This is a genomic window from Chryseobacterium sp. KBW03 (genome assembly GCF_003852415.1).
Classification (GTDB): domain Bacteria; phylum Bacteroidota; class Bacteroidia; order Flavobacteriales; family Weeksellaceae; genus Chryseobacterium; species Chryseobacterium viscerum.
Map to the genome: position 1 here is coordinate 106,302 of NZ_QAJO01000011.1, position 19,743 is coordinate 126,044.

Below are 19,743 nucleotides of genomic sequence, written 5' to 3' on the forward strand. Positions count from 1 at the left end.
TTTACGATGAATGTGTTCCCAGTAAAGTGGGATTGCTTTTTAAAAATTTTTCGATGTATAATTTCCCTTTCCGGCAGGCTGTTTCCCTATTTTCACCCTTCGCCAGTTCTGCTGTAATGGCTGAAGCTAAAACACAGCCCGAACCATGCTTGGGAAAATAGATCTCATTGTCATCACTTGGTTTTAAAAGAGTTTCTGTACCGTTTTCAACTAAAACATCCGTTCCCAAAAGGTCTTTTCTATGTCCTCCTTTGATCAGTAATGAACATTTATTGGTATCCGGCAAAAGATTATTTTCTTTTAAAACCCTATATTCATTGTAATTGGGAGTCATTAAGCTGATATCGTTTACAATATGCTTCAACTGTGGAAGTGTTTCAAGGTCAAAAAAGGTAAATTCGGACGTGCTTTTCAGAACCGGATCCCAAACGATTTTTGCTTCAGGGTTACCAGCCTTTAATGCTTTTATAATTTTACCTAGAAATTCCGCATCTTTCACAATTCCGATTTTCACTGCTGAAATGAGATAATTTTCCATCAGCATCTGAATCGCTTCAACCACTTCATCCACGGGACGCCATTCTAAGCTCAGACATTTGGAAGCTGTTTGTAATGTCAAAGCTGTACATACTCCCAGTCCCATCACTTTCGATTGTTCAAAGGTTTTACTATCTGATAGTAAGCCTGCTCCACCACTCGGATCAAAGCCCGCAATACTCATGGCATAAGGACGTTCCTGCATTTTCTGAATACTTTTAAGGGTTCTTCACTTTCCCAGATCGCCCCTAATAAAGCGACTCCATCTATGTCTGTTTCGAAAGCTTCGTGAATATTATCCTGATCAATTCCTCCAAGGGCAATCAATTTTACATCCGGATTGTTCTGGTGTTTTATTTCTTCTTTTATGGTAGAATCTATCCCATATCCTTTTTTGGATATACTTGGAAAGAACGGGCTTATGAAAGCATACTCCCATTCTTTTTCCAACGTATTGTATGTTGTGATATCGTGTACTGAAGTTGAAATTGTATTTTCTATTGCAAAAGGTTTATACGTTTCTTCCTTCCGATCAATTTCCCTGAAATGAAACCTTGAAATATCATACTCCTTTCCAAGATCATAATGAGTATGAAGCACCAGATGTGGATAAAAATTTTTATCAATCTGGCTGATCAACTCAATCATTTCATTGCGAGTGATCCATGGTTTACGGATGTGAAGCAAATCAAGCCCTTCCTGAAACATCTGATTAATAGTATCAGTTTCTTTCGGAACAATCAATTCAGAAGTGATTACAAGGATCATATATAAATTTCTTTCCCTTTTTCGATAAACTCTTGAGACTTATCAAACATTCCCTGTTCTGCAGACTCACGGATTTCCTGAGTAATTTTCATTGAACAGAATTTTGGACCGCACATAGAACAGAAATGCGCAATTTTAGCTCCTTCTGCAGGCAATGTTTCATCGTGATAAGCTCTTGCTGTTTCGGGATCTAATGAAAGGTTGAACTGATCTTCCCATCTGAATTCAAATCTTGCTTTGCTTAATGCATTATCCCTGTATTGCGCACCCGGATGTCCTTTTGCAAGGTCTGCCGCATGAGCTGCCAGTTTATACGTAATAACCCCCACTTTTACATCGTCTCTATTTGGAAGTCCTAAATGCTCCTTTGGTGTTACATAACAAAGCATCGCACAGCCAAACCAACCGATCATTGCAGCCCCGATTCCGGAAGTAATGTGATCATAACCCGGAGCAATATCTGTCGTTAGAGGCCCTAAGGTATAGAACGGAGCTTCATGGCATTCTTCCAGCTGCTTTTCCATGTTTTCTTTGATCATGTGCATCGGAACGTGTCCAGGTCCTTCAATCATCACCTGTACATTGTGCTTCCATGCTATTTTTGTCAGTTCACCTAAAGTTTCCAGTTCTGCAAACTGAGCTGCATCATTGGCATCTGCAATAGATCCCGGGCGAAGGCCGTCTCCAAGAGAGAAAGCAACATCGTACTTCTTCATGATCTCACAAATCTCCTCAAAATGAGTGTATAAGAAACTTTCTTTATGATGGAACAGACACCATTTCGCCATAATAGATCCTCCTCTGGAAACAATTCCTGTTACTCTTTTCGCTGTTAAATGAATGTATCTCAACAGAACTCCTGCATGGATGGTGAAGTAGGAAACTCCCTGTTCTGCCTGTTCAATCAGGGTATCTCTAAAAATTTCCCATGTCAGATCTTCCGGAACGCCTTTTACTTTTTCCAGGGCCTGATAAATAGGTACGGTACCAATCGGAACCGGACTGTTTCGGATGATCCATTCCCTTGTTTCGTGAATATTTTTCCCGGTAGAAAGATCCATAATGGTATCTGCTCCCCATCGGCAAGCCCATACTGCTTTTTCTACTTCTTCATCAATACTGGATGAAACAGCACTGTTTCCGATATTGGCATTGATTTTCACAAGGAAATTTCTTCCGATGATCATCGGTTCACTTTCCGGGTGATTAATATTATTGGGGATAATTGCTCTTCCTGCTGCAATTTCGTCTCTCACAAATTCCGGAGTGATTTTTCCTTTCGGAGTATTGGCTCCAAAGCTGTGTCCCGGATGCTGGAAAGCCATTTCTTTTGATACAGATTCAAGCTGTTCTATTCTTTGATTTTCCCTGATCGCTATATATTCCATTTCCGGAGTGATGATTCCCTGCTTGGCATAGTAAAGCTGGGTCAGTTCTTTTCCTTCCTGTGCAACTTTAGGCTTATGATCATAAGAAAACCTCAGTTCGTCGAGACGTGAATCTGCTAAACGTGCTTTTCCGTATTCAGAGGTAATCCCATCCAGGATATTCACATCATTTCTGTCCAGAATCCATTGTTCTCTGATTCTTGGAAGTCCTTTCTGGATATCTATGACTGCATTTTCATCCGTATAAGGACCTGAAGTGTCGTAAATGGTTACCGGAGCATTATGTTCAAAGCCACCGTTGGTCAGTTTGGTAGGGCTAAGCTGTATTTCACGCATTGCTACATTGATAGGGTGTATTGTTCCTTCAACATAGATTTTCTTTGAGTTCGGAAATGGCGAACATGTAATGGAGTGAGCCATAAGTATAGGTATTAAGTATGAGAATTAACCGCCTTGAGTGGCGGTAATGATTAAAATTGAATCGTTATTGTTGAGGATGGTTTCCGCCCAGACCGACAGCGGAATAATGCGATTGTTGAGGGCTACAGCAATACCCTTTTTCTTTCCGGGTAGTTCAATAGCCAATAATGCTTCCAGCGTTTCAGGAAGTACATCAAATGTTTTTCGGGTGTGGTTGATTATAAGTTCCATTCCTAATATTTTAAATATACTTTAGGAATGGCCATTATTGTACAATAGAATGCACAGCAAAAGTCACCTACTTTTCCCTACGCTGGTATGATCCAGATCAGGTTCAAAGGGTAAAGTCTCAGTCTGTTGATAACAGACACCCCTAAAGTATGGGACGAAGTTAGACATTTTTTTAGAATGGGCAAAATCTGAAATAGTATTAAATAAAAAGTCCATCTCAAATTGAAATGGACTTTTTATTTTTTTATTTACATTCTTCATTATTCTTCACAAGCTCTCCAAATTGCATCATTCTGCGGAACGGGAGCTATGATTTCAATGTTTTCTTTGGTTACCGGATGAATAAACTCCAGTTTTCTGGCATGAAGATTAATTCCTCCGTCAGGATTAGAACGTGGGGCACCATATTTTAAATCACCTTTGATAGGAATTCCCGTTTTAGACAACTGAGCACGGATCTGATGATGTCTCCCGGTTTCAAGGTCAATCTCAAGAAGCAGATAATTATCTAATGTTTTGATAATATGATAAGTTAGAATCGCTTCTTTTGCTCCTTCCGTAACTTTAGGAAAGACGATCGCTTTATTATTCTTTTCGTTTTTCTTTAGGTAATGTACCAGTCTCTGACTCTGTGGAATCATTTCTTTTCCCACAACAGCCCAATACGTTTTTTTAACCTCACGGTTTTTCACCATCTGGGTAAGACGGGAAAGCGCTTTGGAGGTTTTTGCATAGATCACCAAGCCTGATGTAGGACGGTCTATACGATGAACCAAGCCGAGAAAAACATTTCCCGGCTTAGCATCTCTTATTTTTATAAAATTCTTGATGGATTCTAATAGTGATTCATCGCCGGTTTTATCACCCTGTACGAGCTGACCGACTTTTTTATTGATCACCAGAAGATGATTGTCTTCATATATAATCTGCTCCTTCATACTTTTCAGTCTACCTTCTTCTATTGGATAATGATAGAATAATCCCCGCCAGAAGTCCTACTGTTTTAACGGCTGAAAGCTTTGAATCTTCCGGTATAAAAGCTCCAATTACACAAACAGCTGCTGCAGCATACATCGCATAAACAAAGTTTTTGTTGGTAAGCAATGGAGCCTGAATAAAGAAGCTGGCACCTATCAAGACATAGAAAACTTTTCTTGAAAGTAAATGATTAATTTCCGGAGAAAATAAATTGAACCACCCGATCGCAAGACAAATCAGTGCTGCGATGGATAATATTCCCTGGATAGATTGTTGTTGATTTTGCATGGATTAATAGCTTTCGTTTTCGTTTGGAAACTCTACACTTTTCACATCTTTTACATATTGAGCAACCGCTCCTGTAATTTCTGTGTAAAGGTCAAGGTATCTTCTTAAGAATTTCGGGCTGAAACCTTTGTTCATTCCTACCATATCATGATATACCAAAACCTGTCCGTCACAATCTGCTCCGGCCCCTATTCCAATGGTAGGAATAGAAATGCTTTCTGTAACCTTTTTCGCTAATTCTGCAGGTATTTTTTCTAATACTACAGAGAAACAGCCTAATTCTTCTAAAAGCTGTGCATCAGCGATCAGTTTTTCAGCTTCTGCTTCTTCTTTAGCTCTTACTTTATAGGTTCCGAATTTATAGATTGATTGTGGTGTTAATCCCAAATGCCCCATTACCGGGATACCTGCATTGATAATTTTTTTGATAGACTTGGAAATTTCTTTTCCCCCTTCAATTTTTACAGCATGTGCTCCTCCTTCCTTCATCATCCTTACTGCAGATTCCAATGCTTTTTCAGGATTACTCTGATAAGTTCCGAAAGGTAAGTCTGCTACCACCAAAGCTCTGTCGGTTCCTCTTACCACACTTTGAGCATGATAGATCATTTGATCGAGCGTAATGGGTAATGTAGTTTCAAAACCAGCCATTACATTCGCTGCAGAGTCTCCAATCAAAATAGCATCTACTCCACCTGCATCTACCATCTTTGCTGTGGTAAAATCATAGGCAGTAAGCATTGTTATTTTCTCCTTGTCGAATTTCATTTTACGCAAGGTTTCAGTCGTAACTTTTTTAATTTCAGAGTGAACAGACATAATTTATCTATTTTAAAAGTTAAAAAGTCGGCCTTCAGCCGACTTAAGTTTTGTATGATTTTATAAAACTACGTGACCGAGTTTCATGAGTTTGTCGTGGTTTAGAATCTTGATATTTCTTCCGTCAACTTCAATCAGGCTATCCTGTTTGAATTCTGAGATCAGGCGGATGGCACTTTCTGTAGCCGTACCGATAATATTGGCAATTTCTTCTCTCGTCAATGAGATCTTGATAAACCCTTCAGGATCTACTCCAAGCTTCTGCTCCAAAAGCAAAAGGATTTCTGCCAGTCTTTCTCTTACCGTTTTCTGGGCAAGGAAAGTAATGGTATTTGAAGATTCACCTAATTCGTATGAGATTTTTTGAAGCATTACGAAAGACAGCTGTGGATCTACCTCTAACAGATACATAAAGATATCTGCAGGTAAGAAAACACATTCAATATCCGTCATTGCTTCTGCTTTGGCCTGGAAATTTTCCCCGCAAAGCAAAGAACGATAGCCGATGATATCCCCCTCTTTGATAAATCTTAAAATCTGATCTTTCCCGAACGCTCCTGATTTCGAAAGTTTGGCAGCCCCTTTTTCCAGAACAAACACTCCTTTGGGAGTTTCACCATCCTCGAAAATGGTATCATGTTTCTGAAAACTCAGTCTTTTCTTGCCATTAATGTATTTTTCAAAATCTGCGCTAGAAAGTCTTTCCTTAAATGATTTATCATTAAAAACTTTGGCGAACCTCTCTTCAATTGCTATCTGTTGTTCCTGCGGCATTTTATATGATATTTATCACAAAAATAGAACTTTTTAACGCGATAAACAAAAAAAATTGTTATAATTTTGTCGTTCAATATATTATGGTGGTGAGCGAGAACTGTTTTCATTGTGGTCAAGGTATAGAAAAAGAGAGAATTTTATTTGATGAAAGGACTTTCTGTTGTAACGGATGTAAGTCTGTTTATGAAATTCTAAACACGAATAATTTAAGCAACTTTTATGAGCTTAATAAAGGGGCAGGAATTCGTCCGAACGATGAAAATTCTACCCAATTTGATTATCTGGACACTCCTGAAATTTTTGAAAAAGTCACTGATTTCTCTGAAGGAAATACCAGTCTTGTTACATTCAAAATCCCTGTAATTCACTGTTCTTCTTGTATATGGCTATTGGAAAGTCTTCATACTTTACATAAGGACATCAAATATTCTCAGGTAAACTTCACCAGGAAGACCTTACAGATCTCATTTAATCATAACGATCTGAAATTAAGCGAACTTGCTAAATTTTTAACCAACCTAGGGTATAAACCGGTTATCAGTCTTGAAACTGCTGATAAAAATGAAGATCATCTCGACAAATCTTTATTAGTAAAATTTGCCATTGCCGCCTTTGCTTTTGGTAATGGAATGTTCCTTGCTTTTCCAGAGTATATTGGAGGTGAAGATTATTGGATGGAACATTATAAAGGTTTATTCAGAACCTTGATTTTCCTTCTGGCGACACCCGTTGTATTTTACTCAGCTTCTGATTATTATAAATCTGCATGGTATGGTTTAAAAAATAAGATCGTCAACATTGATGTTCCGATTGTTTTAGGAATCTTTGTTCTATACGGAAGAAGTATTTATGAAGTGGTAACAGATTATGGTCCAGGATATTTCGACACCCTTTGCGGACTTTTATTCTTCATGCTTCTCGGAAAAATTTTCCAAAAAAGGACATACAGTGCTCTTTCCTATGACAGAGATTACAAATCTTTCTATCCGATTGCCGTAACGAAAGTTGATTTCGAAGGAAAACAGGATAATATTTTACTGTCTGAAATAAAAGTTGGTGATAGAATTCTAGTTAGAAACCAGGAAATCATCCCTGTTGATGGAATTTTGATCAACGGAGAAGGAAATATTGATAACAGTTTTATCACCGGAGAAAGCGAAAGTATCAGCAAACAACCCGGAGATAAAATTTTTGCTGGAGGAAAACAGGTTGGATCTTCTTTAGAGCTTGAAGTGATTAAAAATGTTGATCAAAGTTACTTAACTCAACTTTGGAATAAAGAAGCATTTAAAAAACACGAAACAGGGCTTGACACACTAACCAACAACGTCAGTAAATATTTCACATTCATTATTTTAGGCATCGCTTTAGTCGCAGGAACTTATTGGTATTTTATTGATTTGAATACGATGTTCCAGGTTATTTCAGCCATCCTGATTATCGCATGTCCTTGTGCGCTTGCCTTATCTGCACCGTTCACTTTCGGACACATTATGAGGATTTTAGGCCGGAATAAATTTTATGTAAAAGATACTTTAACGATTGAAAAAATCGCGAAACTTGATACGATTGTTTTTGATAAAACAGGAACCATTACCCACAGAAAAAAATCAAATATCAAATACGACGGATCTGAGATCAACGAGTTTGATTCCTTGAATATTAAAACACTATTAAAGAACTCCAATCACCCGCTTTCAAAGTCGTTATATGAGTTCATTGAGGTAAGCGATGATTATTTCCCGGTAGAGAATTTCATTGAAATTTCAGGAAAAGGATATGAAGCCAGCGTCAGAGGAAATCTTTATAAAATCGGATCTGCACGGTATAACAACCAGGAACCTAAAAATCTTGAAACAGCAGTTTATATCAGTAAAAATGGAGAATATCTAGGTAAATTCATCTTTAAAAATGAGTACCGCCCGAAACTGAAAGAACTTTTCACAAAACTAACCCACTACAAAATATTTATCCTGAGCGGAGACAATTCCTCAGAAGAAAACCAGCTTAAAGAGCTTATTCCAAATTACAAAGGAATGGCCTTTAACCAGAGCCCGGAAGACAAACTGAATTATATTAAAACCCTTCAGGATCAGCACATGAAAGTGGCAATGCTTGGAGACGGCCTTAATGATGCCGGAGCTTTAAAACAGAGTAATGTAGGGATTGCTATTGCCGACGACACCAACAGCTTTACACCATCCTCTGATGTCATCATGAATGGTGATAAAGTAGTCACCCTTGATAATTATCTGAATGTTTGTAAAGGCTCTATCACCATTGTGAAAATGACATTTATAATCAGTTTTCTGTACAATATTGTTGGTTTAAGTTACGCAGTTACAGGGCATATGCATCCGCTGTTCGCAGCAATCATTATGCCAATCAGTTCGATTACAGTGGTTACCTTTACTACAGTTTCAACTTGGATTTTAGGTCGGAAATATTTCAAAAAGCAGGCTTAAAGGCCCTTATTTAGACTGATTTTAAATTAGCTGAAATCGGCATTTCGTGATGAATGTCATTATTTTTCACTAAATTTGAACCCCGAAAATAGGTTAATTTTGTTGTCCAATGGATATTCTATATTTAATGATCCTCTGCAGTGTTTCTTTAGCTGCGATTTTCTTGGTCGTATTTATAGTGTATGCCCGAAAAGGACAGTTTGAAGATGATGAATCTCCAGCTGTCAGAATCCTTTTTGATGATGAAAGAGTCAAAGAAAATGATGAAAGCGGCAACAAAGATAAAGACGAGAAAGAAATAGGAGAAAATAATAAAAATTGAGAAAAATAGTGAATAGTTGATATGGAAACACAAAAGTTTAGTTATGACAATAGTATTGTCCGTGCGTTCCTTTATGCGACCTTAGTTTTCGGTCTCATTGGATTTACGTTCGGGCTTACGGCGGCATTAATGCTTTTCTACCCGGAGTTACCTGAATTCTTTTTCGGGACAGATGACACGACCATTAAAAGTTTGGCATCGGGTAATATTGAGGGGTTAATAAACACTCATGGTGCATTTGGTTTTGGTAGAATCAGAATGTTGCACACCAACACGGTAATCTTTGCATTTGTTTGTAACATTGTTTACACGGGTATTTATTACTCATTACAGAGATTATTAAAAACAAGAATGTACAGTGATACATTGTCATGGTTACATTTCTGGACTTGGCAGTTTATGATCGTTGCTACGTTCGTTACATTCTTTATGGGGATCAATACCTCTAAGGAATATGCAGAACACGAGTGGCCGATCGACATATTGATCGCATTCTCATGGATCATTTTTGGTATCAATATGTTCCTGACTATTTCGAAGAGAAGAGTGAGACACCTTTATGTAGCAATATGGTTCTACATTGGTACCTGGATTGCAGTAGCAATGCTTCACATCTTCAACAATCTAGAAGTACCTTTATCTTTCACAGGCTGGAAATCTTATTCAGCGTATGCAGGGGTAAAAGATGCTATTGTACAGTGGTGGTACGGACACAATGCGGTTGCATTCGTATTGACAACTCCGGTACTTGGTTTAATGTATTACTTCCTTCCGAAGGCTGCAGACAGACCGGTATTCTCTTATAAACTGTCTATTATTCACTTCTGGTCATTAATTTTCGTATATATCTGGGCTGGTCCTCACCACCTTCAGTATACAGCTCTTCCAGCTTGGGCTCAGGCGGTAGGAACAGGGTTCTCTATCATGCTTATTGCACCATCTTGGGGAGGAATGTTAAATGGTCTTCTTACCTTAAGAGGAGCTTGGGATAAAGTAAGAGAAAATCCTATCCTTAAGTTCTTCGTAGTAGCTGTTACTTGTTATGGTATGGCAACGTTTGAAGGACCGCTTTTAGCAACTAAAAACATCAACAAAATTGGTCACTTTACAGACTGGGTTATCGGTCACGTACACTTAGGAGCTCTTGGATGGAATGGTTTCATGGCATTCGGGGTTATCTATTATTTGGTACCCATCATGTGGAGAACAAAACTTTGGTCTGTAAAATTAGCTAACTGGCATTTCTGGTTAGGAACTTTAGGAATTATCTTCTATGCAGTACCAATGTATATTTCAGGATTTACACAAGGTTTAATGTGGAAGCAATTCAACCCAGACGGAACATTATTATGGAAAAACTGGTTGGATACTGTAACGGCAATTATTCCTTACTTCAAAATGAGATTCGTAGGAGGTTTATTCTATATCTCAGGATCTATCCTAATGATCGTTAACGTAATTGCTACAGTAAGAAAAGGATCATTCCAGAAAGAAGTTCCTGCTGAAGCTCCTGCATTGGCAAACATCAGTAAAAACAGAAAAGAAGGAGAAGGTACTCACCTTTGGCTGGAAAGAACTCCGGTATTATTAGGTATTTTATCTTTCTTCACTATATCTATCGGTAGTTCAATTGAAATCATCCCTACACTATCTCTTAAGAAAAGTGTACCTACGATTTCTGCGGTAAAACCTTATTCACCACTTGAGCTTGAAGGTAGAGATATTTATATCCGTGAAGGATGTAACGCTTGTCACTCTCAAATGATCAGACCGTTCAGAGATGAGATCACAAGATTCAATGGTAAAAACGGACAATACTCCAAAGCTGGAGAATTCGTATACGACAGACCATTCCTATGGGGATCTAAGAGAACAGGTCCGGATTTACATAGAGAAGGTGGTAAAAACCCAAGTTCTTGGCATTACAAACACATGTATAACCCAAGATCTACCTCTGCAGGTTCTATCATGCCTCGTTACCCTTGGTTAATTGCTACAGACTTAGACAGAACTAAGATGGTAGACAAAATGAAGCTGATGAAGAATGTATTCGATGTACCTTATACTAAGGCTCAAATCGATTCTGCAGACAAATGGGCTAATAACCAGTCAGCAAAAATTGTAAAAGATATCTTCTCTGAAGCAAATGACCTTAAGCAGGCTTATGCAAAGAGACCTCAGGGAGAATTAGAGAAAAAAGAAATTGTAGCTCTTATCTCTTATCTTCAGAGACTAGGTACCGATATCAAAACAACGGAAATCAAAACAGCAAGTAATAACTAAAACATTAAAAGGTTCATATGATTCCTCAGAACTTTAAAGATATATTATCCAATACAGAAAACGCTGGTTTTTACCAGACGTTGGCTCTGATTTTCTTTATGCTGTTCTTCGTTGCTCTAGTAATCTATGTTTTTAGCAGGCCTAAAAAATATTACAAAGAGGAAGAAGAGGCACCACTTGGGGATGATGAGGATGACAATTTTAATTTAAAAAATTAAACTATTTTTATGAAACAAAGAACACCTGTTGTCGTAAACATCTTGATAATAATAGGACTTTTAATAGTTTTTTATTATTTGTTTGTACAAAGCTACGCGTTCCTAGCTTCGCCTTACTTCTGGGGAACAGTTGTGATCGCTGGTATCCTTGCCTATATTCATAGTGCTATTGGAGACCTTATTGAGAACAATAAATTCAAAAAATTATCTCCGGAAGAGAAAGCAGCTTACTTAGCTGAAAAGAAAGTTCCTTTCTTGAGAAGAATGTATGATGCCGCTTTCAAAAAGCAATCTGAAACTGAAGAAAAAGATATCCTTATTGACCACGGTTTCGATGGGATCATGGAGTTGGATAACCAATTGCCAAAATGGTGGGTAGGTTTATTCTATTTTGGGACCGCTTTTTGTATTGTATATATCGCAGCATATTCTTTCACAGACTTCGCTCACCCGTTAAGCGAATATGAAAAAGAATATAAAGAGCAATTGGCTAGTATTGAAGAATACCAAAAAACTCAGCCTCCTGTAACGATTGAAACAGCTAAGTATTCAGCTGATAATATTGCAGAAGGTAAAGAATTATTCAAAACAAACTGTGCATCTTGTCACAAAGAAGATGGTAGTGGAGGTATCGGACCAAACCTTACTGATAACTACTGGATCAACCAGCCTGAGAAAACGTTATTCAAAAACGTATTCCATATGGACTGGAATGGTTCTCCTACTAACCCTGCGATGAGAGCATTCGGTAAAAACGGAGAAGTTTCAGGTGCAGAGATTGAAAAGATTGCAGCATATGTATATCATATTAATCAGGAACAACCACCAATAACTCCAGCCCAGGGAGGAGCTGCTCCTCAAGGAACTGAAGCACATTGGGAAAAAGAATAATTTAAAAAATTAGAAAACATATGAAAAAAACATAATTTGTTATTAGATTAAAATAGTAACGAATTATGTTTTTTCTTTTTTAAAACCTATTACATATGTCAGACATAGAAGAAATAGAAGTACGCGGCGGACAGGGACAGGTTCTGGACCCTGAGACTTACAGAGATTCTATAGGGACAATGGAGCAATCCGGAAAAAGAAGATGGGTATTTCCTAGAAAACCTAAAGGGAAGTACACCAACTATAGAAATATTGTAAGTTATCTCTTATTAATTATTTATTTTGCGTTACCGTTCATCAAGATCAATGGTAACCCATTATTGTTATTCAATGTTATAGACAGGGAGTTTTTCATTTTTGGACAGCCTTTCTATCCACAGGACTTTTTTATCCTTACTTTAGGTGCTATCGCCTCTTTAATCTTTATTATTGTTTTTACGATTGCGTTCGGAAGAATTTTCTGCGGGTGGATTTGCCCTCAGACAATTTTTATGGAATCGATTTTCCGTAAAATAGAATATCTGATTGAAGGTGACCGAAACAAGCAGATGAAGCTGGACAGACAGGAATGGAATACGGAGAAAATCTGGAAGAGAAGTTTGAAATGGACTGTTTATGTAATCATTTCATTGATCATTACCCACTTCATGTTTATGTATATCGTAGGATATGAGCAGGTATTTAAAATCGTTGGTGAAGGACCATTTACGCACCCTACCAATTTCATAGTAATGATTCTTCTTGCGGCGGCATTTTACTTTGTATTTGCGTGGTTCAGAGAACAGGTTTGTACGTTGGTTTGTCCTTACGGAAGACTTCAGGGAGTACTGATTGACAAAGATACCATCAACGTTTTCTATGATTTCAAAAGAGGAGAAAACAGATCAAAATGGAGAAAAGGTGAAGACCGTAAAGCAGCTGGTAAAGGAGATTGTATCGACTGCCACCAGTGTGTCGTGGTATGCCCTACCGGAATTGACATCAGAGACGGACAGCAATTGGAATGTATCAACTGTACAGCCTGTATTGATGCCTGTGATGAAGTAATGGAAAAAGTAGGCCTTCCAAAAGGATTGGTTCGATATGCATCTGAAAACGAAATTGAGCAACAGACTCAGTTCAAGTTTACAGGAAGAATGAAAGGTTTTTCAATATTCCTTTTACTTCTTGTAGGATTCTTGGGATATCTTCTTTACAGCCGTGGTGAGATGGAAGCTAAATTCATCAAACCGGCAGGAAGCACATTCTTTGTAAGAGACGGTAAAATTACCAATACCTATAATTATACTTTCCTTAATAAAACAAACGATAAAAAAATAGTTACCATCAAAGTAATGGATCCTGCACATGGTGAAATTACTTATAGTGCATCAAGCAAAATTCAGGTAGACAGAGATAAAATTTCAAAAGGAACAATCAATATCAGCTTCCCGGAAGATGAAATGAAACTGTCTAAACAGAATATCACGATTGGTGTTTATGATATGAAGGGTAAATTGATTGATTCATATCAGACTTATTTTGAAGGGCCATTTAAACTGCAATTTTAATTAGAAAAAAATGAAGAACTTTAGTTGGGGACACGGTGTTGTAATTGCATTATTTGCATTCATAGTTTTTATATTATCCATGCTGTTTCTTTTCCCGAACGGGCAGAAGAATTCTGAAATGGTAACCGATAACTATTACGAAGAAGAATTGAAGTACCAGGATGTGATTGATGCCAAGAAAAAGGCTGATGATTTACAGGAAAAGCCAGTATACAGTCAGGATACCAAAGGAATTAAAATCACTTTTCCAAAAGAATATAACAACTCAAATACTACGGTAAAATTTGTTTTAAACAGAACCGACGACCAGAATTTAGATATTAAAAAATCTGTACAGCTTGACACCAGTCAGTCTTTCATAATACCCGGACAGGTATTAAAAGTAGGAAACTATACATTAAGACTGAGCTGGACCAAAGATAAAACAGACTACAGAATGGATTATGATGTGATATGGAAATAGGACTTATTGTATCGGCTATTGCTTTAGGCTTTGCTTCCGGTTTTCACTGTATCGGAATGTGCGGACCTATTGCTTTATCGATGGGATTAACCAAAAAACAGGCTGCCAATTTTTATCTTCAGAACCTTACCTATCAATTCGGAAGAATTTTCACCTATTCATTATTGGGTGCACTTCTGGGAATTATAGGACAAGGATTTGAAATGGCAGGCTTTCAGCAATACCTGACGATCACCGCAGGAGTCCTGCTGATTATCATGGCTGTATTTTCATTTGGAGGAAAAGATTTTGCTTCAAAAATCCCTTTTTTGTCTAAGTTTCTATACACTGTTAAATTAAACTTAGGCCGATTGCTTCAAAAAGCAGATTACCGTTCAAGATTTACTACAGGAATTCTGAATGGCTTTTTACCATGCGGAATGGTCTATATGGCTCTTACTGCCAGTCTCGCAGGAGGAGGAATATGGCAGGGAGCTTTATATATGGCTTTATTTGGTCTTGGAACCCTTCCGTTCATGTTTGCTATTGTTTTAGCCGGAAATCTCATGAATCAGGCCTTCAGGGTAAAGGTTTTGAAAGCTGTTCCGGTAATCATGATTATTTTAGGAGGACTATTCATTCTTAGAGGTCTTGAATTGGGAATTCCTTATGTTTCTCCGAAGGCTGAAGCCATGACGATCATCAAAGATCCAAGCGGGGCTGTCAACTGCCATTAATTTGTATTTAAACAAACCATGACGAAAACCATTGTCTTATTTCTGATAAGCCTTTTTATACTGCAGTCCTGTAGTGTCAATTCTGAAATTATCTATCATAAAGATGCCGCTTCTACTTCCGTAACAGATATTGATACAAGAGAGTTTATGTCAGAAATGATGGCGATGACACCGGACTCGTTAAAACAGAAGGAATTTGGAGAAATGGACAGACTTCCGACTACCTGGACAAGTATGTATGATCTTGCCAAGCAGGAAAGGAAATTAAAAACTGAAAATCCGGATTCCATCAAGATCATGAAAAAAATCTTCATGAAATCAACGAAAGAGGATAATAAGCTGACAGGTTTTTCTTTTAAGATGGAACATTTTGCTCAGGAGGATTATCAGGTATTGAAAAGCTTTACAAAAACTGAAAAATTACCCTTAGATCAAAATATTTACAATAATTGGGATGGAAAAACATTAACCATCAATACAGAAAACTTTAACCTTAAAAGTATTGAAGAAGCCATCCGAACTAAAAGCTCAAAGGAAGAGACTGAGAAGATCGGAGGTATGATGATCATGTTTTTCAAAAAGATCGGGACCACAATAAGGTTTGAAAACCCAATACAATCCATTTCAGGAAAGCATGACTGGCTGAAACAGATTGATAATCATTCGGTAAGAATAGAATATGATCTGAAAGCCATTTATGATAAAGATCCAAAACTTAAAAACGCTGATAAAAAGATTATCATCGTTACAGAATAAAGCAAAACCCACCAGAATCCGGTGGGTTTTATTATATAGTAAACTAACTTGATTAGCTTAGTTGATGACATCAAATCTTGCATATTCTGCAATCTTCTTAGGAAGTTTAATTCCGTCCGCTGTCTGATTATTCTCAAGCAATGCTGCCATAATTCTTGGTAAAGCCATTGCTGATCCGTTCAGGGTATGAACCAGCTGAGATTTCCCATCTGCTTTATAACGGCACTTCAATCTGTTTGCCTGGAAAGTTTCAAAGTTAGACACAGAGCTTACTTCCAGCCACATTTCCTGAGCTGCACTCCAAACTTCAAAGTCGTACGTCATGGCAGCAGCAAAACCTGTATCACCACCGCAAAGTCTTAATACTCTGAACGGAAGTTCAAGATCAGTAAGGATTTCTTTGATATGCTCTACCATTTCTTCCAAAACAGCATAAGAGTTTTCTGGTTTTTCAATTCTTACAATCTCTACTTTTTCAAACTGGTGAAGACGGTTCAATCCTCTTACGTGAGCTCCGTAGCTTCCCGCTTCTCTTCTGTAGCACTGAGAGAATGCCGTATTTTTGATCGGAAGATCTTTCTCATCAAGCAATACATCACGGTAAAGGTTCGTTACAGGAACTTCTGCCGTAGGAATCAGGTATAATTTATCTTCGTTGATATAATACATCTGTCCTTCTTTATCAGGCAGCTGCCCGGTTCCGAAACCTGATGCTTCATTTACAACGTGAGGAGGATTTACTTCTGTATATCCTTTTTCTACATTTTTATCTAAGAAATACTGAACCAAAGCTCTCTGCAATCTTGCTCCTTTTCCTAAATATACAGGAAAACCTGCTCCGGCAATTTTCACCCCTAATTCAAAATCGATCAGGTTGTATTTTTTGGCCAGTTCCCAGTGAGGAATAGCTCCTTCACCCAGACCTTCTACAGGATGAGACTGGAAAATATTTTCATTATCATCAGCAGAAACTCCACTTTTCACCAATTCATTTGGAATGTTTGGAAGCTGGTACAGAATATTCAGTAAGTCATTTTCTTTAACTTCTAACTGGGATTTCAATTCTGAGCTCGACTCTTTGTATTGTGCTGTTTTAGATTTTGCAGATTCCGCTTCTTCTTTTTTCCCTTCTTTCATCAAAAGTCCAATTTCTTTCGAAATTTTATTGATTTCGGAAAGCTGGGAATCTAGTTCAAACTGGATTCTTTTTCTTTCGTCGTCGGCAACGATAGCCTCGTCTACCAACTCAAGATTTTTGAATTGTCTTTTCTTAAGACCTTCTAAAACGCGTTCTTTATTGTCGCGCAAAAAATTGACTTGTAACATTTTATTTAGATGTTAAATATTAGATGTTTAGCTTATAATAAGCTAACAATTGTGCAAATTTAAAAATTATTTTGTGATAGTAACGGTATTTATCGAAGTTGGTGCATCAGCATTTTTTGAAAATACTTCGTTTCCGTCATATAATACCTTTGAAACCTGGAATGCTGTAGGCGTATTACGATACTGAACTTCCAGCAATCCTATCACATTATCACTTACATTAGTACTTTTTGTGAATGTAATCTGCATTCTGGAAAAGTAAGAAGTTCCTGTTCCCGGATTTTCTGGGCTGATAGAATCTAATCTTCTTCTCTTTGCCCCTGCGAGATATTCCATATAGAATAATGACTCCGGTGACGTTCTTAACGAAATACTTACCGGAGAAATATCTTTTGTTCCAAAAACATCGTTCACGGAAAACCCGGTGTAAGACCCTGCAAGCTTATTGTTCAGAAGATCCTGACCGGCACTGTTTTTCATATAGATATTAAGTACCTGATCCACTCTCTGCAAAGAATCATCATCACTTTTACAACTTACCAGTGCAAAAAACGCAACAAATATGCCCCAAAAATATTTCATCATAATTACAAAGGTAAAATATTAATCTTTAGGCTGCTTCTTTATTTTTCAAAATATTTCTGATACCACAACTCAAAAGTGACAAGCTGCCAGATTTTCACCCAATCATATTCGTGTTCCTGATGATTCCACCATTCGTCAATCACGGCTACGTTGAAAAAGTTTCTCTTCTTTAAGCTTTCAAGGGTTTCAACAATAAAGTCCCTTACTTTTTTTTCATTTTTGATGAAATAATTGACGGGAAACGAAAATCCTTTTTTAGGCATATTCAAAACTGAGTCGGGAAGATATTTTTCTGCAGCTTTACGCAGCAATGGCTTATTCTGTATTCCATTAAAGCGGATATGTTCAGGTAATGCTGCCACATAATCGATCAGGTTATTGCTTAAATACGGATACCGAAATTCTACACTGTATTTCATCGCACTCAGATCATCCCGGAAGACATGATGGGAAGACAGGGAATATTTCATATCATATTCAAAATATCCTGAATATCCTTTTATTTCCAGACCATGGTAACAAGATAAATCAGTATTAATGGTGTTGTAAATGGCAGGTGTAATAAGATTTTTAGCTTCAAGAGGCATCATACTGATCTGACTCTGGCGGAAAAAGTCAAACAGATAATCCTGACCGAAATAATTTTTAACCCGTTGTGAAAATTTATCTTTCGTAAAAATAAAAGGTTTTATAAAATTAAAATTCTTCATCAGCAGCCATCTTTTAAGTTTCAAAGTATGAGAATAGCCTGCAAAAAGCTCATCAGCACCATTTCCGCTTAATACCACTTTAAAATCTTTATCGTGTGCATATTTTGCTGCATTGATCAGCACTTCAAAACTGCTGTACGGCTCTTCAAAATGCTGGATATTTTCTTTAAGCTGTTCCAGAGCTTCTTCATCGCTTACCTCTTTTACCTCATGCGAAACGCCAAAATGTTCAGCAGCCAAAGATGCATTTTTCACTTCTTCCTCAGAAAATGGATAAGAGATCGTGTATGTTTTGATATGGGCATTAAAAGGTTTTGATTTTGAAGCAATTAAGGTAGAATCTATTCCACCGCTCATCATCACTGCAACAGGAACATCAGCATTCAGTTGTTCTGATATACTTTCAGACAACAATTCATCTACTTCTCTTACGGCTTCTTCTTCAGAAATATTTTCAGAAGATGGTAAAGGCAGCTTCCAGAATTTCTCTTTGGTCATCTTCTGATCTTTTAAATCAATGGTCATAAAAGAAGCAGGTTCAAGGGACAAAATATCCTGAAAGCATGTTTGTGGGGCCAGCGTAGTCTGAAAAAGAAAATTGGTGTACACTCCATTCCAATTGATTTCAGGCTTTACAAATTCATTTTTTAACAGCGCTTTTATTTCTGATGCCCAAACCAATCCTTTTTCACTCTGATGGTAAAATAGGGGCTTCATTCCTACTCTGTCTCTTGCCAGCATAAGTTTTTGGCTGATAAGATCAACAATACAGAGGGAAAACATGCCGTCCAGCTTTGCAAAGGTTGAATTTCCCCACTCCTGATAAGCTTTTAAAATGACTTCGGTATCGGAATTACTTTGAAAAAAATGTCCTGCAGCCTCAAGTTCTTTTCTTAATTTTTTAAAATTATAAATCTCTCCGTTGAAAGTAATAATGATCTTTTCATCTTCCGAGAGCATAGGCTGGTGCCCTTTTTCAGACAGATCAATAATGGATAACCTGCGGAAACCTAAGGCAATTTCTGAATTTCTGTTCTGTAAAAGTGGAAATTGTTCTTTAATTTTTAGGGTAGAATCATTTCCTGAAAAAGAAGTTGCCTGACCATGCTCATAGAGCCAAAATCCTTCATCATCCGGTCCGCGATGTCTGATCGCCTGATTCATTTCCAGAATATTTTTTGAGGAAATACTTTTATGAAATGAATAGTAACCGCTGATTCCGCACATAGTAAAGTCTTAATAGATTTGTAAA

The 19,743-nt window shown here is 37.4% G+C and carries 20 protein-coding genes and 1 riboswitch; of the genes, 9 read left to right on the top strand and 11 right to left on the bottom strand.

What is annotated here, in order from left to right; genetic code table 11:
* Window position 1: 1 nt before the first annotated feature.
* The 8 genes from DBR39_RS19250 to DBR39_RS19285 all read right to left on the bottom strand — a co-directional run bounded on the left by DBR39_RS19250 (window position 2) and on the right by DBR39_RS19285 (window position 6,203).
* The gene (locus tag DBR39_RS19250; RefSeq protein ID WP_124535794.1) at window positions 2-742 is read right to left on the bottom strand and encodes a hydroxymethylpyrimidine/phosphomethylpyrimidine kinase; all 741 of its coding nucleotides are present in this window, start codon (window positions 740-742) and stop codon (window positions 2-4) included.
* Window positions 718-1,305 (bottom strand): thiamine phosphate synthase, encoded by a 588-nt coding sequence (locus tag DBR39_RS19255; RefSeq protein ID WP_124535796.1) that lies wholly within the window; start codon window positions 1,303-1,305, stop codon window positions 718-720. Before DBR39_RS19255 ends, DBR39_RS19250 begins: the two co-directional genes overlap by 25 nt.
* The gene (gene thiC / locus DBR39_RS19260; protein WP_124535798.1) at window positions 1,302-3,113 is read right to left on the bottom strand and encodes a phosphomethylpyrimidine synthase ThiC; all 1,812 of its coding nucleotides are present in this window, start codon (window positions 3,111-3,113) and stop codon (window positions 1,302-1,304) included. Before thiC ends, DBR39_RS19255 begins: the two co-directional genes overlap by 4 nt.
* A 24-nt stretch (window positions 3,114-3,137) precedes the next feature.
* Window positions 3,138-3,344, bottom strand: coding sequence for a sulfur carrier protein ThiS (gene thiS / locus DBR39_RS19265; RefSeq protein ID WP_105702337.1), 207 nt, complete (start codon window positions 3,342-3,344; stop codon window positions 3,138-3,140).
* A gap of 57 nt (window positions 3,345-3,401) precedes the next feature.
* A riboswitch (TPP riboswitch) is annotated at window positions 3,402-3,498 on the bottom strand.
* 106 nt (window positions 3,499-3,604) lie between these two features.
* A complete protein-coding gene (locus DBR39_RS19270; RefSeq protein ID WP_124535800.1) occupies window positions 3,605-4,282 on the bottom strand; it encodes an RluA family pseudouridine synthase in 678 nt (225 codons plus the stop codon).
* Between the two features lie 10 nt (window positions 4,283-4,292).
* On the bottom strand, window positions 4,293-4,610 hold the full coding sequence (locus DBR39_RS19275; RefSeq protein ID WP_124535802.1) for a hypothetical protein: 318 nt from the start codon (window positions 4,608-4,610) through the stop codon (window positions 4,293-4,295).
* A gap of 3 nt (window positions 4,611-4,613) precedes the next feature.
* Window positions 4,614-5,429 carry a 3-methyl-2-oxobutanoate hydroxymethyltransferase gene (gene panB, locus DBR39_RS19280; RefSeq protein WP_103232094.1) on the bottom strand — a complete coding sequence of 272 codons (816 nt, stop codon included), beginning with the start codon at window positions 5,427-5,429 and terminating at the stop codon, window positions 4,614-4,616.
* Window positions 5,430-5,489: 60 nt separating this feature from the next.
* Entirely contained in the window at window positions 5,490-6,203 is a 714-nt protein-coding gene (locus tag DBR39_RS19285) for a Crp/Fnr family transcriptional regulator (RefSeq protein ID WP_109739126.1), read from the bottom strand.
* Between the two features lie 89 nt (window positions 6,204-6,292).
* On the opposite strand from DBR39_RS19285, the gene DBR39_RS19290 reads away from it, so the two are divergent.
* The 9 genes from DBR39_RS19290 (at window position 6,293) to DBR39_RS19330 (ending at window position 15,870) form a co-directional block, all read left to right on the top strand.
* Window positions 6,293-8,671, top strand: coding sequence for a heavy metal translocating P-type ATPase (locus DBR39_RS19290; protein WP_124535804.1), 2,379 nt, complete (start codon window positions 6,293-6,295; stop codon window positions 8,669-8,671).
* A gap of 109 nt (window positions 8,672-8,780) precedes the next feature.
* A complete protein-coding gene (ccoS, locus tag DBR39_RS19295) occupies window positions 8,781-8,993 on the top strand; it encodes a cbb3-type cytochrome oxidase assembly protein CcoS (protein WP_124535806.1) in 213 nt (70 codons plus the stop codon).
* A 21-nt stretch (window positions 8,994-9,014) separates the two neighbouring features.
* The gene (gene ccoN / locus DBR39_RS19300) at window positions 9,015-11,276 is read left to right on the top strand and encodes a cytochrome-c oxidase, cbb3-type subunit I (RefSeq protein WP_103232096.1); all 2,262 of its coding nucleotides are present in this window, start codon (window positions 9,015-9,017) and stop codon (window positions 11,274-11,276) included.
* 17 nt (window positions 11,277-11,293) lie between these two features.
* Complete coding sequence (locus DBR39_RS19305) at window positions 11,294-11,494, top strand: cbb3-type cytochrome oxidase subunit 3 (RefSeq protein ID WP_103232097.1); 201 nt, start codon at window positions 11,294-11,296, stop codon at window positions 11,492-11,494.
* A 9-nt stretch (window positions 11,495-11,503) separates the two neighbouring features.
* Entirely contained in the window at window positions 11,504-12,385 is an 882-nt protein-coding gene (locus DBR39_RS19310) for a cbb3-type cytochrome c oxidase N-terminal domain-containing protein (protein WP_124535808.1), read from the top strand.
* A 95-nt stretch (window positions 12,386-12,480) separates the two neighbouring features.
* Entirely contained in the window at window positions 12,481-13,935 is a 1,455-nt protein-coding gene (gene ccoG, locus DBR39_RS19315) for a cytochrome c oxidase accessory protein CcoG (protein WP_124535810.1), read from the top strand.
* A 10-nt stretch (window positions 13,936-13,945) separates the two neighbouring features.
* Window positions 13,946-14,398: a FixH family protein gene (locus DBR39_RS19320; RefSeq protein ID WP_124535812.1), complete on the top strand. Its 453-nt coding sequence runs from the start codon at window positions 13,946-13,948 to the stop codon at window positions 14,396-14,398.
* A complete protein-coding gene (locus tag DBR39_RS19325; RefSeq protein WP_124535814.1) occupies window positions 14,389-15,114 on the top strand; it encodes a sulfite exporter TauE/SafE family protein in 726 nt (241 codons plus the stop codon). Before DBR39_RS19320 ends, DBR39_RS19325 begins: the two co-directional genes overlap by 10 nt.
* A gap of 18 nt (window positions 15,115-15,132) precedes the next feature.
* Entirely contained in the window at window positions 15,133-15,870 is a 738-nt protein-coding gene (locus DBR39_RS19330; RefSeq protein ID WP_124535816.1) for a hypothetical protein, read from the top strand.
* Between the two features lie 57 nt (window positions 15,871-15,927).
* On the opposite strand, the gene serS is transcribed toward DBR39_RS19330, so the two are convergent.
* The 3 genes from serS to asnB all read right to left on the bottom strand — a co-directional run bounded on the left by serS (window position 15,928) and on the right by asnB (window position 19,718).
* Entirely contained in the window at window positions 15,928-17,196 is a 1,269-nt protein-coding gene (gene serS / locus DBR39_RS19335; RefSeq protein ID WP_124535817.1) for a serine--tRNA ligase, read from the bottom strand.
* A gap of 66 nt (window positions 17,197-17,262) precedes the next feature.
* Window positions 17,263-17,781 (bottom strand): hypothetical protein, encoded by a 519-nt coding sequence (locus DBR39_RS19340; protein ID WP_124535819.1) that lies wholly within the window; start codon window positions 17,779-17,781, stop codon window positions 17,263-17,265.
* Between the two features lie 38 nt (window positions 17,782-17,819).
* On the bottom strand, window positions 17,820-19,718 hold the full coding sequence (asnB, locus tag DBR39_RS19345) for an asparagine synthase (glutamine-hydrolyzing) (protein WP_124535821.1): 1,899 nt from the start codon (window positions 19,716-19,718) through the stop codon (window positions 17,820-17,822).
* Between the last annotated feature and the right edge of the window lie 25 nt (window positions 19,719-19,743).

Bases quoted from the DNA above. Each gene is read 5' to 3' on its own strand.
- DBR39_RS19250 (WP_124535794.1), bottom strand. From the start codon at position 742: ATGCAGGAACGTCCTTATGCCATGAGTATTGCGGGCTTTGATCCGAGT.
- DBR39_RS19255 (WP_124535796.1), bottom strand. From the start codon at position 1,305: ATGATCCTTGTAATCACTTCTGAATTGATTGTTCCGAAAGAAACTGAT.
- thiC (WP_124535798.1), bottom strand. From the start codon at position 3,113: ATGGCTCACTCCATTACATGTTCGCCATTTCCGAACTCAAAGAAAATC.
- thiS (WP_105702337.1), bottom strand. From the start codon at position 3,344: ATGGAACTTATAATCAACCACACCCGAAAAACATTTGATGTACTTCCT.
- DBR39_RS19270 (WP_124535800.1), bottom strand. From the start codon at position 4,282: ATGAAGGAGCAGATTATATATGAAGACAATCATCTTCTGGTGATCAAT.
- DBR39_RS19275 (WP_124535802.1), bottom strand. From the start codon at position 4,610: ATGCAAAATCAACAACAATCTATCCAGGGAATATTATCCATCGCAGCA.
- panB (WP_103232094.1), bottom strand. From the start codon at position 5,429: ATGTCTGTTCACTCTGAAATTAAAAAAGTTACGACTGAAACCTTGCGT.
- DBR39_RS19285 (WP_109739126.1), bottom strand. From the start codon at position 6,203: ATGCCGCAGGAACAACAGATAGCAATTGAAGAGAGGTTCGCCAAAGTT.
- ccoS (WP_124535806.1), top strand. From the start codon at position 8,781: ATGGATATTCTATATTTAATGATCCTCTGCAGTGTTTCTTTAGCTGCG.
- ccoN (WP_103232096.1), top strand. From the start codon at position 9,015: ATGGAAACACAAAAGTTTAGTTATGACAATAGTATTGTCCGTGCGTTC.
- DBR39_RS19305 (WP_103232097.1), top strand. From the start codon at position 11,294: ATGATTCCTCAGAACTTTAAAGATATATTATCCAATACAGAAAACGCT.
- DBR39_RS19310 (WP_124535808.1), top strand. From the start codon at position 11,504: ATGAAACAAAGAACACCTGTTGTCGTAAACATCTTGATAATAATAGGA.
- ccoG (WP_124535810.1), top strand. From the start codon at position 12,481: ATGTCAGACATAGAAGAAATAGAAGTACGCGGCGGACAGGGACAGGTT.
- DBR39_RS19320 (WP_124535812.1), top strand. From the start codon at position 13,946: ATGAAGAACTTTAGTTGGGGACACGGTGTTGTAATTGCATTATTTGCA.
- DBR39_RS19325 (WP_124535814.1), top strand. From the start codon at position 14,389: ATGGAAATAGGACTTATTGTATCGGCTATTGCTTTAGGCTTTGCTTCC.
- DBR39_RS19330 (WP_124535816.1), top strand. From the start codon at position 15,133: ATGACGAAAACCATTGTCTTATTTCTGATAAGCCTTTTTATACTGCAG.
- serS (WP_124535817.1), bottom strand. From the start codon at position 17,196: ATGTTACAAGTCAATTTTTTGCGCGACAATAAAGAACGCGTTTTAGAA.
- DBR39_RS19340 (WP_124535819.1), bottom strand. From the start codon at position 17,781: ATGATGAAATATTTTTGGGGCATATTTGTTGCGTTTTTTGCACTGGTA.
- asnB (WP_124535821.1), bottom strand. From the start codon at position 19,718: ATGTGCGGAATCAGCGGTTACTATTCATTTCATAAAAGTATTTCCTCA.